Origin of the sequence: Bordetella genomosp. 7 (assembly GCF_002261265.1) — a bacterium.
Taxonomy (GTDB): domain Bacteria; phylum Pseudomonadota; class Gammaproteobacteria; order Burkholderiales; family Burkholderiaceae_B; genus Bordetella_A.
In genome coordinates, this window is sequence record NZ_NEVK01000004.1 from 709,253 (window position 1) to 723,566 (window position 14,314).

General features: G+C 64.8%; 16 protein-coding genes. 3 read left to right on the plus strand and 13 right to left on the minus strand.

Translation table 11 applies throughout. The features are described 5' to 3' along the window. From CAL19_RS10510 to CAL19_RS10560, 11 genes are all read right to left on the minus strand, one after another. Nucleotides 1-1,374, minus strand: a complete 1,374-nt coding sequence (locus tag CAL19_RS10510) for a replicative DNA helicase (protein WP_026641212.1) — start codon at nucleotides 1,372-1,374, stop codon at nucleotides 1-3. Nucleotides 1,375-1,381: 7 nt separating this feature from the next. After that, nucleotides 1,382-2,215 carry a hypothetical protein gene (locus tag CAL19_RS10515; RefSeq protein ID WP_038852683.1) on the minus strand — a complete coding sequence of 278 codons (834 nt, stop codon included), beginning with the start codon at nucleotides 2,213-2,215 and terminating at the stop codon, nucleotides 1,382-1,384. A 91-nt stretch (nucleotides 2,216-2,306) separates the two neighbouring features. Further along, entirely contained in the window at nucleotides 2,307-2,762 is a 456-nt protein-coding gene (rplI, locus tag CAL19_RS10520) for a 50S ribosomal protein L9 (protein WP_094796723.1), read from the minus strand. 16 nt (nucleotides 2,763-2,778) lie between these two features. Then, complete coding sequence (gene rpsR / locus CAL19_RS10525) at nucleotides 2,779-3,051, minus strand: 30S ribosomal protein S18 (protein ID WP_012249960.1); 273 nt, start codon at nucleotides 3,049-3,051, stop codon at nucleotides 2,779-2,781. 75 nt (nucleotides 3,052-3,126) lie between these two features. Beyond that, complete coding sequence (gene priB / locus CAL19_RS10530) at nucleotides 3,127-3,450, minus strand: primosomal replication protein N (RefSeq protein WP_026641215.1); 324 nt, start codon at nucleotides 3,448-3,450, stop codon at nucleotides 3,127-3,129. Between the two features lie 36 nt (nucleotides 3,451-3,486). Further along, a complete protein-coding gene (gene rpsF / locus CAL19_RS10535; RefSeq protein WP_026641216.1) occupies nucleotides 3,487-3,864 on the minus strand; it encodes a 30S ribosomal protein S6 in 378 nt (125 codons plus the stop codon). A gap of 172 nt (nucleotides 3,865-4,036) precedes the next feature. Next, the gene (gene folE2, locus CAL19_RS10540; protein WP_026641217.1) at nucleotides 4,037-4,834 is read right to left on the minus strand and encodes a GTP cyclohydrolase FolE2; all 798 of its coding nucleotides are present in this window, start codon (nucleotides 4,832-4,834) and stop codon (nucleotides 4,037-4,039) included. 122 nt (nucleotides 4,835-4,956) lie between these two features. Next, nucleotides 4,957-6,843 (minus strand): 1-deoxy-D-xylulose-5-phosphate synthase, encoded by a 1,887-nt coding sequence (gene dxs, locus CAL19_RS10545; protein ID WP_026641218.1) that lies wholly within the window; start codon nucleotides 6,841-6,843, stop codon nucleotides 4,957-4,959. Between the two features lie 8 nt (nucleotides 6,844-6,851). Next, nucleotides 6,852-7,763 carry a polyprenyl synthetase family protein gene (locus CAL19_RS10550; protein WP_094796724.1) on the minus strand — a complete coding sequence of 304 codons (912 nt, stop codon included), beginning with the start codon at nucleotides 7,761-7,763 and terminating at the stop codon, nucleotides 6,852-6,854. Nucleotides 7,764-7,767: 4 nt separating this feature from the next. Further along, complete coding sequence (locus CAL19_RS10555; RefSeq protein WP_026641220.1) at nucleotides 7,768-8,034, minus strand: exodeoxyribonuclease VII small subunit; 267 nt, start codon at nucleotides 8,032-8,034, stop codon at nucleotides 7,768-7,770. 82 nt (nucleotides 8,035-8,116) lie between these two features. Continuing rightward, nucleotides 8,117-8,947 carry an IclR family transcriptional regulator gene (locus tag CAL19_RS10560; protein WP_094796725.1) on the minus strand — a complete coding sequence of 277 codons (831 nt, stop codon included), beginning with the start codon at nucleotides 8,945-8,947 and terminating at the stop codon, nucleotides 8,117-8,119. 108 nt (nucleotides 8,948-9,055) lie between these two features. On the opposite strand from CAL19_RS10560, the gene CAL19_RS10565 reads away from it, so the two are divergent. From CAL19_RS10565 to CAL19_RS10575, 3 genes are all read left to right on the plus strand, one after another. Then, complete coding sequence (locus CAL19_RS10565; protein WP_094796726.1) at nucleotides 9,056-10,021, plus strand: Bug family tripartite tricarboxylate transporter substrate binding protein; 966 nt, start codon at nucleotides 9,056-9,058, stop codon at nucleotides 10,019-10,021. Nucleotides 10,022-10,170: 149 nt separating this feature from the next. After that, nucleotides 10,171-11,184 carry an acyltransferase gene (locus tag CAL19_RS10570; RefSeq protein WP_026641223.1) on the plus strand — a complete coding sequence of 338 codons (1,014 nt, stop codon included), beginning with the start codon at nucleotides 10,171-10,173 and terminating at the stop codon, nucleotides 11,182-11,184. Between the two features lie 125 nt (nucleotides 11,185-11,309). Further along, nucleotides 11,310-12,464 carry an aromatic ring-hydroxylating oxygenase subunit alpha gene (locus CAL19_RS10575; RefSeq protein ID WP_026641224.1) on the plus strand — a complete coding sequence of 385 codons (1,155 nt, stop codon included), beginning with the start codon at nucleotides 11,310-11,312 and terminating at the stop codon, nucleotides 12,462-12,464. 91 nt (nucleotides 12,465-12,555) lie between these two features. Here CAL19_RS10575 and CAL19_RS10580 read toward each other — a convergent pair whose 3' ends face one another. Then, complete coding sequence (locus CAL19_RS10580; protein WP_026641225.1) at nucleotides 12,556-13,407, minus strand: sulfurtransferase; 852 nt, start codon at nucleotides 13,405-13,407, stop codon at nucleotides 12,556-12,558. 20 nt (nucleotides 13,408-13,427) lie between these two features. Next, nucleotides 13,428-14,282 (minus strand): DMT family transporter, encoded by an 855-nt coding sequence (locus tag CAL19_RS10585; RefSeq protein WP_026641226.1) that lies wholly within the window; start codon nucleotides 14,280-14,282, stop codon nucleotides 13,428-13,430. Between the last annotated feature and the right edge of the window lie 32 nt (nucleotides 14,283-14,314).

Below are 14,314 nucleotides of genomic sequence, written 5' to 3' on the forward strand. Positions count from 1 at the left end.
TCAGTATTGCGGCGCTGCCGTGAAGTTCAGGAAGCGGGTACTGGAACCCTGGAACGTCAGCCGCACGGTGCCGATGGGACCGTTACGCTGCTTACCCACGATGATTTCCGCCGTGCCCTTGTCGGGCGAATCGGGGTTATAGACTTCGTCTCGGTAAATGAACAGGATCAAGTCGGCATCCTGTTCAATGGCGCCCGACTCGCGCAAATCGCTCATCACAGGACGCTTGTTGGGACGCTGCTCCAGGCTTCGGTTCAGCTGCGACAGGGCAATCAGCGGGCAGTTGAGCTCTTTGGCCAGGCCCTTCAGCGAGCGGCTGATTTCCGAGATTTCCGTCGCGCGGTTTTCGCCGCCGCCATTGCCCGCCATCAGTTGCAGGTAGTCGATGATAATGAGGCCAAGCTGGCCGCACTGACGGGCAAGCCGGCGCGCCCGCGCGCGCACTTCCATGGCGCTCAATGCAGGCGTTTCGTCGATGTACACCTGCGCATCCTGCATCAGTTGCACAGCATGCGTGACGCGGGGCCAGTCGTCGGCCACCAGTTTGCCGGTACGCATGCGGTGCTGGTCGAGCATGCCCACCGAGCCCAGCATACGCATTGCCAGCTGCACCGCGCCCATTTCCATGGAAAACACGGCAACCGGCAACCCCTGTTCGATGGCCACGTGCTCGCCGATGTTCATCGAGAACGAGGTCTTGCCCATGGAAGGCCGCCCGGCCACGATGACCAAGTCTCCGGGCTGCAGCCCGGAAGTCATTTTGTCGAGATCGGTGAACCCGGTGGGCACACCGGTCACGTCGGAATCGCCCTCGCGATGATAGAGCTCGTCAATGCGCTCGACCACCTGGGTCAGCAGCGGCTGGATTTCCTGGAACCCGGCGGAACCCTTTTCGCCTTCCTGGGCGATCTTGAATACCTTGGACTCGGCTTCATCGAGCAACTGCCGCGCTTCCTTGCCTTGCGGATTGAGCGCGGCGGCGGAGATCTCGTCGGCGATCGACACGAGCTTGCGCAGCATCGCACGCTCGCGCACGATTTCCGCATAGCGCCGGATATTCGCGGCCGAAGGCGTGTTGTGCGCCAGGGCGTTCAGGTACGCCAGCCCGCCAGTGTCTTCCGCCTTGCCGGCGCTGACCAGCGATTCGTTCACGGTGATCACGTCTGCCGGCCGCGCCAGCCCTATCAGCCGCGCAATATGCTGCCAGATCAGACGATGGTCATGGCGATAGAAGTCGGACTCGTCGAGTACGTCGGCAATCCGGTCCCAGGCGGCGTTGTCCAGCAGCAGCCCTCCCAGCACCGACTGCTCGGCCTCGATGGAATGGGGAGGCACGCGCAAGTAATCTAGCTGGGAGTCGGCGGGTGTATTCATCTGTGGGCTAATAAAGAGTACGCAGGGTGTCGGCCACCCGGAAAAAACCTTGGACGTCGCGCCCCGGCAGGCGCCCCGCCACCGGGCGCAACACAGCGGCGGCACCGCCTACGACACGGGCCAGCCGTTGCAGGCGGGCCCGGACCGCGGGAGCGGGATGGGTGACGAAATAGACATCCACCAACAGTTTACCCAGTGCGGGCAAATTGTCATCGTCGAGCTTGCGCAGCGCGAGCAGCGACGATACCAACTGGAACAGATCGTAGGCCTGCGCCAGGGGCAGCGACAGCGCGCCGCCGATGTTCTCTTCGAAGTCAATACGCCACAGCTGGCCGTCGCGCAGGGTAATGTTGCGCACCTGGGCGCCGCCATGGCAGTGCCCGGCCGCATGGAACTGCGCCAGATCTATCGCAAGCCTGCGCACCCAGTGCTCGCGCTGCCCGGGATCGCCATGCCGCAGCACGCCGGCCAGGTCGGCCCCCACATGTTCCAGCACCAGCAAGCCCGGCGCTTCCCGCCACACGTGCGGCACGCGGCAACCGGCCTGCGCCAGCGCGCGCAGGCGTTGCGCCTCGTAAGGCAGGCCATTGCGCAACAACACACTGGGGCGGGGAAACTCGCCCAGGAACAGCTTGCAGCCCACCGCCAGGAACAATGCGCGCACGTATCTCAGGGCATAGCTGATACCACGGGCCAGACCTGCCCGGCGGCGCTTGATCACGCAGGCCGTGCCATCGATGACGACCTCGCGCACGGAAGGCTCGCGGGCGCTGTCGACGCTGTCGAGCCAGGCCTGCAGGCCGGCTGGGGCTTGACTGTGCGGGGGTGGCGGCTGGCTCACGAAACCTTCCTGCAAAAAGCTGGCGTGAATGGGGCCCTCAAGCAAAAAAGCCGGCGCGGCCGCCGGCTTTTTGCAGGTACTGACAAGACGCTTAGGCGAGGTCGCCTTCGACCAGGACGTTCACATCGACAGTGACATCGGGGTGCAGCGCAACCTGGATGGGGAACTCGCCCACGGCCTTCAGGGGGCCATTGGGCAGGCGCACCTGGCCCTTTTCCACGGCGTCAAAGCCGGCAGCCCGCAGGCCTTCGGCCACGTCGGCGTTGGTAACCGAACCGAACAGACGGCCATCGACGCCGGCCTTTTGCACGACCTTGAGCTGGAAGCCGGCCAGGCGGGCGCCCAGGGCTTCGGCAGCGGCGAGTTTCTCGGCCTGGATTTTTTCCAGTTCGGCGCGGCGGGCTTCGAATTCCTTCAGGGCGGCGTCGGTAGCGCGACGAGCCTTCTTCTGGGGAATCAGGAAGTTGCGGGCGTAACCATCACGCACCCGGACGACTTCGCCCAGGTTGCCCAGGTTGACGACTTTTTCGAGCAGGATGACTTGCATTTCAGTGCCCCCGGGATCAGTTGTGGTTGTCGGTGTAAGGCAACAGGGCCAGGAAGCGCGCGCGCTTGATGGCGGTGTCCAGCTGACGCTGGTAGTGTGCCTTGGTGCCGGTCAGGCGGGCCGGGATGATCTTGCCGTTTTCCTGGACGAAATCGCGCAGGGTGTCCAGATCTTTGTAGTCGATCTCTTCGACGCCGGCGGCGGTGAAGCGGCAGAACTTGCGACGCTTGAACAGCGGGTTCTGCTGCGTGAATTTGCGTTTTTCTTTGCGTTTTCCGAAGAAAGCCATGATGTGCCTCTTAGTCTAGTCGGGCCGCGTCGTTGTGTCGCGGGCCCGGAATCTGTTTCTGGTTCCGGTATGCCGTCATCCCACCAGTGGGTCGTGCCCTGCGCTGCCGCCGGTTTTACGGGCCCGCTGCAAGTGCAGCTTGACCTTTACCGAATCTTTGCGGGCAGCGGCCAGAAAGCCCTGCACCTGAAGTTCGGCCCCCAAGGGGATGCCCGTCAGCAATTGCGCCAGATCACCCAGGGCCACGGCGGTAATCGTGAGTTCGACGCGGCGCGGATGCCCCGCTTCGACGACTTCCGATTCGTGGGCCAGCAGCATTTCCAGCACTGGCACGCCGGCAGGAGTATGGCGCAAAGGCTCGCATTCAAGAACGCGGGCGCTCAGTTCCAGGGTGTTCATCCGGCCGGAGCGTGGTGGTAAAGCAGCGGCGCGGGGTTACTGGGCCTGGGCCGGCGCCGACGATTCGGCGCTTGCCTTGCGGGCCTCTTCGCGCTCGACCGACTTCATCATGATCGAGGGAGCGGTCTGGGCCTTCTTGGTCTTGATGACCAGGTGGCGCAGCACGGCGTCGTTGTAGCGGAACGAATGCTCGAGCTCGTCGAGCGTGGCCTGGCCGCACTCGATGTTCATGCAGACGTAATGGGCCTTGACCAGCTTCTGGATGGGATAGGCCAATTGACGGCGACCCCAGTCTTCCAGGCGGTGCACCGTACCGCCCTGGCCGGTAACGAGCGACTGGTAGCGCTCGACCATGGCGGGCACCTGCTCGCTTTGGTCCGGATGGACAATGAACACTACTTCGTAGTGACGCATAGGTAAAACTCCTTGTGGATGTCCTGCGGGTGCAGGGCCGCGCAAAGCGCCGCCACCGGCCCGCAAGGGGCAGCCCGCCACCCTGAAATGGGGTGATCGAGCAAGAAAGCCTTTAATTATCGCCTGTTACGGCCAGACATGCAAGTAGGCGGCCCAGGCGCCGCGTGCTGCGTCAGCCCTCGACGACGGCGTAGGCCGAGTGATTGTGAATGGACTCGAAGTTTTCGGCCTCGACGCGATAGCGCGCCACGCCCGGGTGGGCGGCCAGCCGGGCAGCCACGTCACGCACCAGGTCTTCGACGAACTTCGGATTGTCGTAGGCACGCTCGGTGACGAACTTCTCGTCGGGCCGCTTGAGCAGCCCCCAGAGTTCACACGAGCCCTCGTCTTCAACCAGGCGAATAATGCGATCCATTGCAACGTCACCATTCAGGATGGCCGACACGGTGACATGCGAGCGCTGGTTATGCGCGCCGTATTCGGAGATGGCCTTGGAGCACGGGCACAGACTGGTGACCGGCACTTGCACCACCAGTTCGAATTCGACCTGGTCGCCCGCGGCGCGGGCAATCCATTGCACTTCGTAGTCGAGCAGGCTCTGCACTCCGGACACCGGAGCCGACTTGTTGACGAAATACGGAAACGCCGCGGTGATGTCGCCGCGCTCTGCATGCAGCAGCGGCAGCATCTCGCGCGCCATGTCGGCGAACAATGCCGGCGTCATGGGCACGCTGCGGAATTTCTCGAGCAGCGCCACGAACCGCGACATGTGGGTGCCCTTCTCTTCGGCCGGCAAGGCCACCGTAAGCGTCCAGGTCGCCACCGTAGGCTGGGCAGCGCCATCGGGCCCCGCCACGAGCATGGGGTGCCGCACGCCACGGATGCCGACGCGCTGAATGGGTATATGTCGCGTGTCAGCCGAACTTTGGACGTCGGGCATGACCAGGACGGGATCGATCGGAGAATTCATAAAGTTACCTGTCAGGGCGGAACGGACGAAGTGCTATGCCCTGAAATATGTTAGCGGAGCCATTATTACCGAAAAGAACTGCGCAGGGTGTGGAAAACCCTCCTACTAGTAGGTTGGCAACTCTATGGCCCCGTTTTCTGTACCTCGTCGCGGCCGGCATTTCCGAACCGATCGCGGATCGATCGCTCGATACCTGCCGCATCCAGGCCTACACCGGCCAGCAGCGCGGCCTGATCTCCGTGATCGATGAACCGATCCGGCAGGCCCAACTGCAACATCGGCACGCTGACGCCTTCCTGGTTGAGCACTTCGGCGACCGCGCTGCCTGCGCCGCCCATGATGGCGGCCTCTTCGATGGTGACCAGGGCGCGATGGCTGGCGGCCAGTTCAAGGATAAGTTCGCGGTCGATGGGCTTGACGAAACGCATGTCGGCCACCGTGGCACCCAGCGCCTCGGCCGCAGCCAGCGCGGGCTGCAACAACGTGCCGAAGGCCAGGATGGCGATGTCGCCGCCCTGCCGGCGCACCACGCCCTTGCCCAGCGGCACGGTGTCCAGGCTGGCCGATACCTCGGCGCCACAGCCGGCGCCGCGCGGATAGCGCACCGACGCGGGACCCGGATACTCGTAGCAGGTCGACAGCAACAGGCGGGCTTCGTTTTCGTCCGACGGCGTAGCCACCACCATGTTGGGCACGCACCGCAGATAGGCGATGTCATAGTTGCCCGCATGGGTGGCGCCATCGGCGCCCACCAGGCCGGCGCGGTCCAGCGCAAAGGTCACGTCCAGGTTCTGCAGCGCCACATCATGGATGAGCTGGTCGTAGCCGCGTTGCAGGAAGGTCGAATAAATCGCCACCACGGGCTTCTGGCCTTCGCAGGCCAGCCCGCCCGCGAAGGTGACGGCGTGCTGCTCGGCAATGCCCACATCGAAATAGCGGCGCGGGTATCGTTGTTCGAATTCCACCATGCCGCTGCCTTCGCGCATCGCTGGCGTGATGCCCACCAGGCGCGCATCGCGTTCGGCCATGTCGCACAGCCATTGCCCGAACACCTGCGTGAATGTCTTGCGGGCCGGCGCCTTGCCCTGCTCGATGCCGACGGCCGGATCGAATTTGCCGGGGCCGTGGTACAGCACCGGATCGTTTTCGGCCAGCTTGTAGCCCTGCCCCTTGCGGGTGACCACGTGCAGGAATTGAAGGCCCTGCAAGGCCTTCAGGTTTTGCAGCGTGGGGATCAGGGCATCGAGATCATGGCCATCGATGGGGCCCACATAATTGAAGCCGAACTCCTCGAACAGCGTGGCGGGCGTGACCATGCCCTTGGCGTGTTCTTCGAAGCGGCGCGCCAGTTCGAGCACCGGCGGCACATGCTGCAGCACGGCACGACCCACATTCTTGGCCGCGGCGTAGAACCTGCCGGACATCAGGCGCGCAAAATAGCGGTTCAATGCGCCCACTGGCGGCGAGATCGACATGTCGTTGTCGTTGAGCACCACCAGCAGGTTGATGTCGGGCGTGACCCCGGCGTTGTTCATGGCCTCGAAAGCCATGCCCGCAGACATGGCTCCGTCGCCGATCACCGCAATGTGGTTGCGCTGCACGCCCATGTTGCGCGACGCGACCGCCATGCCCAGCGCGGCCGAGATCGAGGTGGACGAATGGGCCGTGCCGAACGCGTCGTACTCGGATTCGCTGCGCTTGGGAAAGCCCGATATGCCGCCGGCCTGGCGCAGCCTGGCCATGCCGGCGCGCCGCCCCGTCAGGATCTTGTGCGGATACGACTGATGCCCGACGTCCCAGATGATGCGGTCGTGCGGGGTGTCGAAAACGCGATGCAGGGCAATGGTGAGTTCCACCGTGCCCAGGTTGGACGACAAGTGGCCGCCGGTCTTGGAGACCGACTCAAGCACAAAGCCGCGCAGCTCGTCGGCCAGGGCCTTGAGCTCGCGACGGTCTAGCTGGCGCACGTCGGCCGGCGATTGGATGCGGTCCAGAAATTCTGTCGTCATGCTCGTTATCAGCGGTCTCTGAGTACGATGTAATCGGCCAGGCGGGCCAGCATGGAGCCGGCCTCGCCCAGCGGAACCAGGGCAGTGTGCGCAGACACGCGCAGCTCTTCGGCCAGCGCGCGGGCGTCATCGAGCCCCAGCAAGGATACGTAGGTTGGCTTGTTGCCGGCGGCATCCTTGCCCGGCGTCTTGCCCAGGCTGGCGCTGTCGGCGGTAACGTCGAGGATGTCGTCGACCACCTGGAACGCCAGGCCGATGGCCTGCGCGTAGTTGTCGAGGGCCAGCCGGGTGTTGGAACTTGCGCCCGCTACGATGCCGCCCAGCGCCACGCTGCAGGCCAGCATCGCGCCGGTTTTCATGCTGTGCATGGTCTGCAGTTCGTCGCGCGACAACGCACGCCCCACGCTGTGCAAGTCGATGGCCTGCCCGCCCGCCATGCCCTGGCTGCCCGCAGCCCGGGCCAGCGCCTGCGTGGCCTGGACGATCAGCGCCGGCGCAATGGGCATGTCCGCCAGAAGCTCGAAGGCAAGCGGTTGCAGCGCGTCGCCGGCAAGCATTGCGGTTGCCTCGTCGAACTGCACGTGCGTGGTCGGGCGGCCCCGCCGCAGCGTGTCGTCGTCCATGCAGGGCAAGTCGTCGTGGACGAGCGAATAGGCGTGTATCAATTCGACGGCTGCCGCGGCGCGGTCCAGCGAGGCTTCGATGGCTATCGCGCTGCCGTTGACGGGGCAGGCATGCCCGGCGGCATAGACCAGGGCCGCGCGGACACGCTTGCCGCCACCCAGCACGGCGTAGCGCATGGCTTCATGCAGGCGCGAGGGCAGCGCGTCGGCGGGCGGCAGGCATTCGTCCAGCACCGCTTCGATGTGCTGCGCGCGTTCGTGCAGCCAGTCGGCGAATGCAACGTGTTTTTGCTTCATGCGCTTATTCGTCGTCTAGCGCGCGCGGATCCAGTGGCCGCAACAGGCCGTCTTCCAGCACCTTGACCTGCTGCTCGGCCTGCGCAAGACGTTCTTGGCAGACGCGAGTCAATTCGACGCCGCGCCGATAGGCCGCCAGCGACTGTTCAAGGGGCAACGATCCATTTTCCATGGCCGCCACCAGCGATTCGAGCTCGGCCAGGGCGGTTTCGAAGTCCTGGGGCAAAGGGCGGTCGTCTTGCTGAGGATCAGTGTGCGGAGAATTGGCCAAACAGGGCTCCGTGCGCGGGGATAAATAGATTAATCCCCGAATTGTACGATGCTGGGCCCAGCGGCCTGCCGCAGGCGGCCGCTCAGGGGCGATGCCCGGACAATTGCCGCGCCACGTCTCGCAGCGCAGGGGCTACGCGTTCGCGCAGGGCATCGGCCGGGAGCAACGATGACGGGCCGCCGCAGCTTACGACAAACACCCCCTCCCCCGTTACGGACGGAAACGGAACCGCGGCCGCATTGATATCGGCGCGCCAGCCGCCAATCGCAAAGCAGCAGCCGGTAGCGGCCAGGTCGGCTGCCGCCTGACGCACAACCGCCGCATCGGGCGCGGCCTGGCCCAGGCGGCCAAGCAATTCGTCCCTTTGCGAACCGGGCAGCGCTGCGAGATAGGCGCGGCCCATGGCACTGTTGAAACTGGCGCGATACCCCACCGGCAGGCGCAGATACAGCTCGGACGACCCGTGTATCGCCTCGATATACACCATGGCGTCGCCGTCGAAGGCGCCCAAGGCAACCGCCGCTCCGGTGGCTTTCGCCAGCTGCAGCATGGAATCCCTGGCCAGCTCCCGCACCTCCAGCCCCGCCAGCACCCCGAAGCCCAGGGCCAGCACGCCATAGCCGGGCGAATATTTGCCGCTGTCGGCGTGGTATCGCAAATAGCCCAGTTCGGTCAGTGTGTAGGTAATGCGGCTGATCGTGGGCTTGGGCAGCCCGGTCAACCCGGCAATGTCCTGGTTGCCCAGCCTGGCCGCTGCGGGACCGAAGCAACGCAACACGTCCAGGCCACGCGCCAGCGCCTCGATGAACTCGGGCGCTCCGCGCCCCGGGCTGTCGCCGCGACGACGTCGCGCCGGTCCGCTCAGGGATGTGCCGGCTGTGCCGGCGGCAGATCGATCGAAAGGGGCTTGCATAGGAATCCGTTCGTTTTTATAGTTTGTTTCGGTCAACAAAATTAAATTTCGATCCACGAAATTTACAAGAAGTCGACTTTCACGTCCATGACAGCTTCAGGGGAAAACATGTTTAAACGCCTCACCACTATTGCCGCTGCACTCGTTTTGTCGGTATCTGCCGCAACGGCCAGCGCCGCTTATCCCGAGCGGCCCATTACCATCGTTTCGCCGTTTCCCGCCGGCGGCGCCACCGATGTGCTGACCCGCATCCTGGCCGACCGCATGAGCAAGGCGCTGGCGCAGAGCATCATCGTCGAGAACAAGGCAGGCGCGGGCACGACCATCGGCGCCGCCTACGTCGGCCGCGCGGCGCCCGACGGATACACACTGCTCATGGCCACCAACTCCACTCTAGTGACCAACCGCTTCCTGTATAAGTCCCTGCCTTACGACCCCGACAGCTTCGCACCGATCGGCATGGTGGGCATCGGCCCGCTGGTCTTGCTGGCCAATGACAAGCATGGCTTCAAGAGCACGGCAGATGTTGTCGCTCATGCCAAGCAGCGGCCCGGCAGCCTGACTTTCGCCACCTTCGGCCCAGGCACGTCGTCGCATCTGGCCGGTGAACTGTTCAAGCAAGAAGCCGGCATCGACCTGCTGCACGTGCCTTTCAAGGGGGCGACCCAGGCCCTGCCGGCTGTCATCAACGGTGACGTTGACCTGTTCTTCGACATGGTGGCTACCGGCATGCCCCAGGTTGAAGCGGGCAAGCTGAAGGTGTACGGCATCACGAGCAAGTCGCGGCTGGCCACCCTGCCCGATCTTCCGACGATGTCGGAACAAGGCTATCCCGCGTTCGACCTGACCGCCTGGTTCAGTTTCGTGGCGCCGCACGGCACGCCGCCAGACGTCCTGGAAACGCTGCAAAAGGCGCTGGTGACCACTCTGCAAGACCCGCAAGTGCGCCAGAAAATGTTGAACATGGGCATCGAGCCGCGTTCCGGCACGGCAAGCGAGCTCACCCGGCAAATCTCCAGCGAGCAGCCCGTGATCGAAAAGCTGGTGCAACAGGCCGGGCTCGAACGCCAGTAAATTTCTTCATTTGCAACCAAATGCCCCCGCGGCCGGTGCGGGGGCGCGGTCCGATTGCGTTTGCACGCCCGGGCTAACGGTTCGAAACACGAGGGCCTGCGCGCGCAGCTAAGCTGGGTTTTCCCTGACTCCGGACCAGCCGCCCGCAGATGCCCACGCCGCATGACACCGACCGCCTCGACCGCCTCGACGCTGCGCGCTGGATTGCCGCGTTCGCGGTAGTGATGCTGCACAGCGCAGCGCAGCCGGTATCCGATGCCGGGGCCTTCGGCAGCACGGATTGGCTGGCAGCCAACCTGTACGACTCGGCCGTGCGCTGGTGTGTGCCGGTGTTCGTCATGGTCAGCGGCGCACTGCTGCTGGACAGCAGCCGCCCACAGGACGCGCGCGGCTTCTATCAGAAGCGCGCCATGCGCATCTGCGCCCCCCTCGTATTCTGGACACTGTTCTATCTGTGTTGGCGCACCCTGCTCGACTGGTGGGACGACGGCCGCATCGACGTGTCGTTCTGGCCTCGCAAGATCGCCGAAGGCGCTCCCTATTACCACCTCTGGTACCTGTATATGATCGTGGGGTTGTATCTGTTCGCGCCGGCGGTGCGCGCCTTATACCAGCGCAGCCAACCCGCGGCGCGCCGCCTGTGGGTATCGGCCGTCCTGGGCATTGCCATCCTGGATGCCCTGTATCGCCAGGCGGCGGGCGTGGGCCCGGGCTTCTTCCTGACTTGGTTCCTGCCCTACCTGGGATACTTTCTGGCCGGCCGCATGATCTACGAGGGCGAACTGCGCGTGCCCCAGCCCGCACTGATGCTGGCGCTGAGCGTGTTCGCCACGGCATGGGGCGTGTATACCCTGTCGGAAAGCGGGCAACTGAACCTGTATTTCTACGATTACTTCAGCATCACGGTGCCGTTCATGTCGCTGGCCGCGTTCCAGCTTATCCTCGACACGCCGCGGCTGCCCACGCTTTCTGCTCTGGCCCCTCTTACCTTCGGGGTGTACCTGATCCATCCGCTGTTCCTGGACCTGGCCGACCTCGCCGGCACGCCGCACGCGACAGGCGCCGCCTGGAATGTGCCGCTGCTGGCGGTGGCGGTGTTCACGCTTTCGGCGGCCAGCAGCTGGCTGCTGCGCCGCCACCCCATGACCCGGCGCCTGGTCTAGCCAAATGCCGTCCCGGGAAATAAGGGATAGGGTACAATTCACGGTTTGATCGGCCAGCCCGATTTTTCTTCGCGCCAGAACGGAAACTCTGCCGTCCTGGCTTTTTTATCCGAGCGGAGGGAATCATGACCGACATTGGTCGGATGGCGCATGTCGTGCCGGCTCGCACCCAGCTCCCCGTCAGCGCATACTTTGACGAAGCCCGCTTCCAGCGCGAGCAAGAACTCATATTCAAGCAATCCTCGTTGTACGTCGGTCACCAAAAGCTGGTTCCCGAAATCGGCGACTGGCGCACTCTGCCGCACGAAGACGGCGGACGTGTGCTGGTGCGCAATGCCCAGGGCGTCGAACTGATGTCGAACGTCTGCCGCCACCGCCAGGCCGTGATGCTGGGCGGACACGCAGGCAATGTCACCAGTCATACCGCCGGGCATGGCAACCTCAAGGAAACCGGGGGCAACATCGTTTGCCCCCTGCACCGCTGGACGTACAACAACCGTGGCGAGCTCCTGGGGGCCCCGCAGTTCGAATCGACTCCCTGCATGAACCTGCAGCGCTTCCGCCTGCGCGATTGCCACGGGCTGTTGTTCGAAGGCCCGCGCGACCCCGCAGCCGACCTGGCCCCGCTTTTTGCGCGCCCCGAGTTCGACTTCGGCGACTATGTGCTCGATCACGTTGAAGTGCACCAGTGCAACTACAACTGGAAGACCTTCATCGAGGTCTATCTCGAGGACTACCACGTCGGCCCCTTCCATCCGGGCCTGGGTCGCTTCGTCACCTGCGACGACCTGAGCTGGGAATTCTCCGACTGGTACAGCCTGCAGCGCGTGGGCGTGCACAAGGCGCTGGCGCAGCCCGGTTCCGACGTCTACAGGCAATGGCACGATCGACTGCTCGATTACCGGGCTGGCGACGCGCCGGATTTCGGCGCGGTATGGGTAACGTACTTCCCCACCCACATGATCGAGCTGTATCCGCACGTGCTGGTGCTGTCGACTCTCTATCCGAAGAGCCCGCAAGAAACCGTCAACGTGGTGGAGTTCTATTACCCCGAGGAAATCGTGGCATTCGAGCGCGAATTCGTCCAAGCGCAGCGTGCGGCCTATATGGAAACCGCCATCGAGGACGACGAGATCGCCGAACGCATGGACGCCGGCCGCAAGGCGTTGATGCTGCGCGGCGTCAACGAGTCCGGGCCCTACCAGTCGCCCATGGAAGACGGCATGCAGCATTTCCATGAATGGTATCGGCGCGTCATGCAGGAGCCCCACCAGGACTGACTCTGGTCACGCCCGACCGAAACGGCCGCCGCGGCGGCCGTTTTTTATGCGCGCGCCCACGCCGCAGCGCGCCGCCCTGCCCGCTGGCGTGCTATGCGCCGCGCGCCACCGGTCGTGCCGGATCGCTGCACCACTCGCTCCAAGAGCCCGGATACAGGCGCGAGCCCGACAGGCCGGCGATTTCCATGGCGAGCAGGTTGTGGCACGCAGTAATGCCAGAGCCACACTGATGCACGACTGCGCGCGGATCGCGATCTCCCAGCAGCTTCGCAAATTCGGCCCGCAACTGCTCGGGCTGCTTGAAGCGGCCATCTGCCTGCAGGTTTTCGCCATTGGGCCGATTGAGCGCGCCGGGGATATGCCCGGCAACCGGATCCATGGGCTCGACTTCGCCCCGGTAGCGGTTGGCCGCCCGCGCATCAAGCACCGTGAAGGCCGGTTGCGCCAGATTGGCGAGCACCGCCTGGGCATCTACGGTTTCGACCAATGGCGCAGGCAGGGGCGCCGCCGCCGCCGGCGTACCGGGGGCCGCAGGTTCGGTGCTGATGGGCAGGCCGGCAGCGACCCATGCCTGCCAGCCGCCGTCCAGCACCGCCACGCGCTCATGGCCAAGCCAGCGCAGCATCCACCACAGGTGCGCAGCGAACATGCCCGCGCTGGCGTCATACGCCACCACGAGTGTATCGGGCTGCACGCCGTGCGCGCGCATCAGCGCGGCCAGATCATCACGGGACGGCAGCGGATGGCGGCCGTTGGTGCCGGTGCGGGGCGCGGACAGTTCGGTTTCGTGGTCGAGGTAGCGGGCGCCCGGAATGTGGCCCTGCTCGAAGGCAAGGCGGCCCGCGGCATGGTCGGCCAGATCGTGGCGCACATCGAATACGCGCAGGCCGCCCGACTGCAGGCGTTCGGCCAGGGCGGCGGCGGATATCAGCGTGTGGGTCATGCAAGCTCCTACGGAAATGCTCAAGTTTCGGGCGGCATGCGCATGGTGCGCCATACCGACAGCAGGCCGGCCGCGATGATCAGGCCCATGCCGGCCCAGGCCAGGGCATCGGGATGGTCCCCCCAGAAGCCCATGCCCAGGAGCGCGGCGAATATGATCGTGGAGTACTGCAACGCCGCCGTCAACAGGGCCGAGCCGACGCCGAAGGCGCGCGTCATGGCCAGCTGGCCGAACAGCCCCGCCATGCCGACGCCGATCAGCGCGGCATAGCCCAGCAGGTCGGCGTGGCCCCACCCTTCGATGAGCAAGCCCACGGTGCTGCTCAGGCATACGCCCAGCGAAAAGAACAGCACTGTGCGCCATTCGGGCTCGCCTATGCGGCCCAGTTGGCGGATCTGCATCATGGCCACCGCCGACATGGCGCCGGCAGTCAGGCCCAGGGCCGCAGCCAGCCATTCGTCGGGGTTGATGCTGGGGCGCAGCACGGCGATTACCCCCAGAAAGCCCAGGGCGACGGCCGCAATGCGCACCGGGTCGCGTTGCGCCCCGCCCCACCCCAGCATCCAGCAGGCGATAAACAGCGGCGCGGTGTAGTTCAGGCTGGTGGCCGTGGCCAGGGGCAGGTGCGATATGGCGAAAAACCCCAGCCACATGGACGTGACGCCCGACAGGTTGCGCCACAGGTGCAACCGCCAGCTGGTCGGCACAATGGACTGGCGCGCCGCGCGGGCCCATATCAGCAGCAGCACAACCGACGGGAAGCCGCGAAACAGTACGATCTGGGGAAGCGAAGCGCCGTGCTCTGTGGCAAGCTTCACAAACGACCCCATCATGGCGAACATGGCGGACGCCACCAACATCCAAAGAGCCTGCATCGAGGGGCCAGGTAACGAAAGAAGAACTGAAA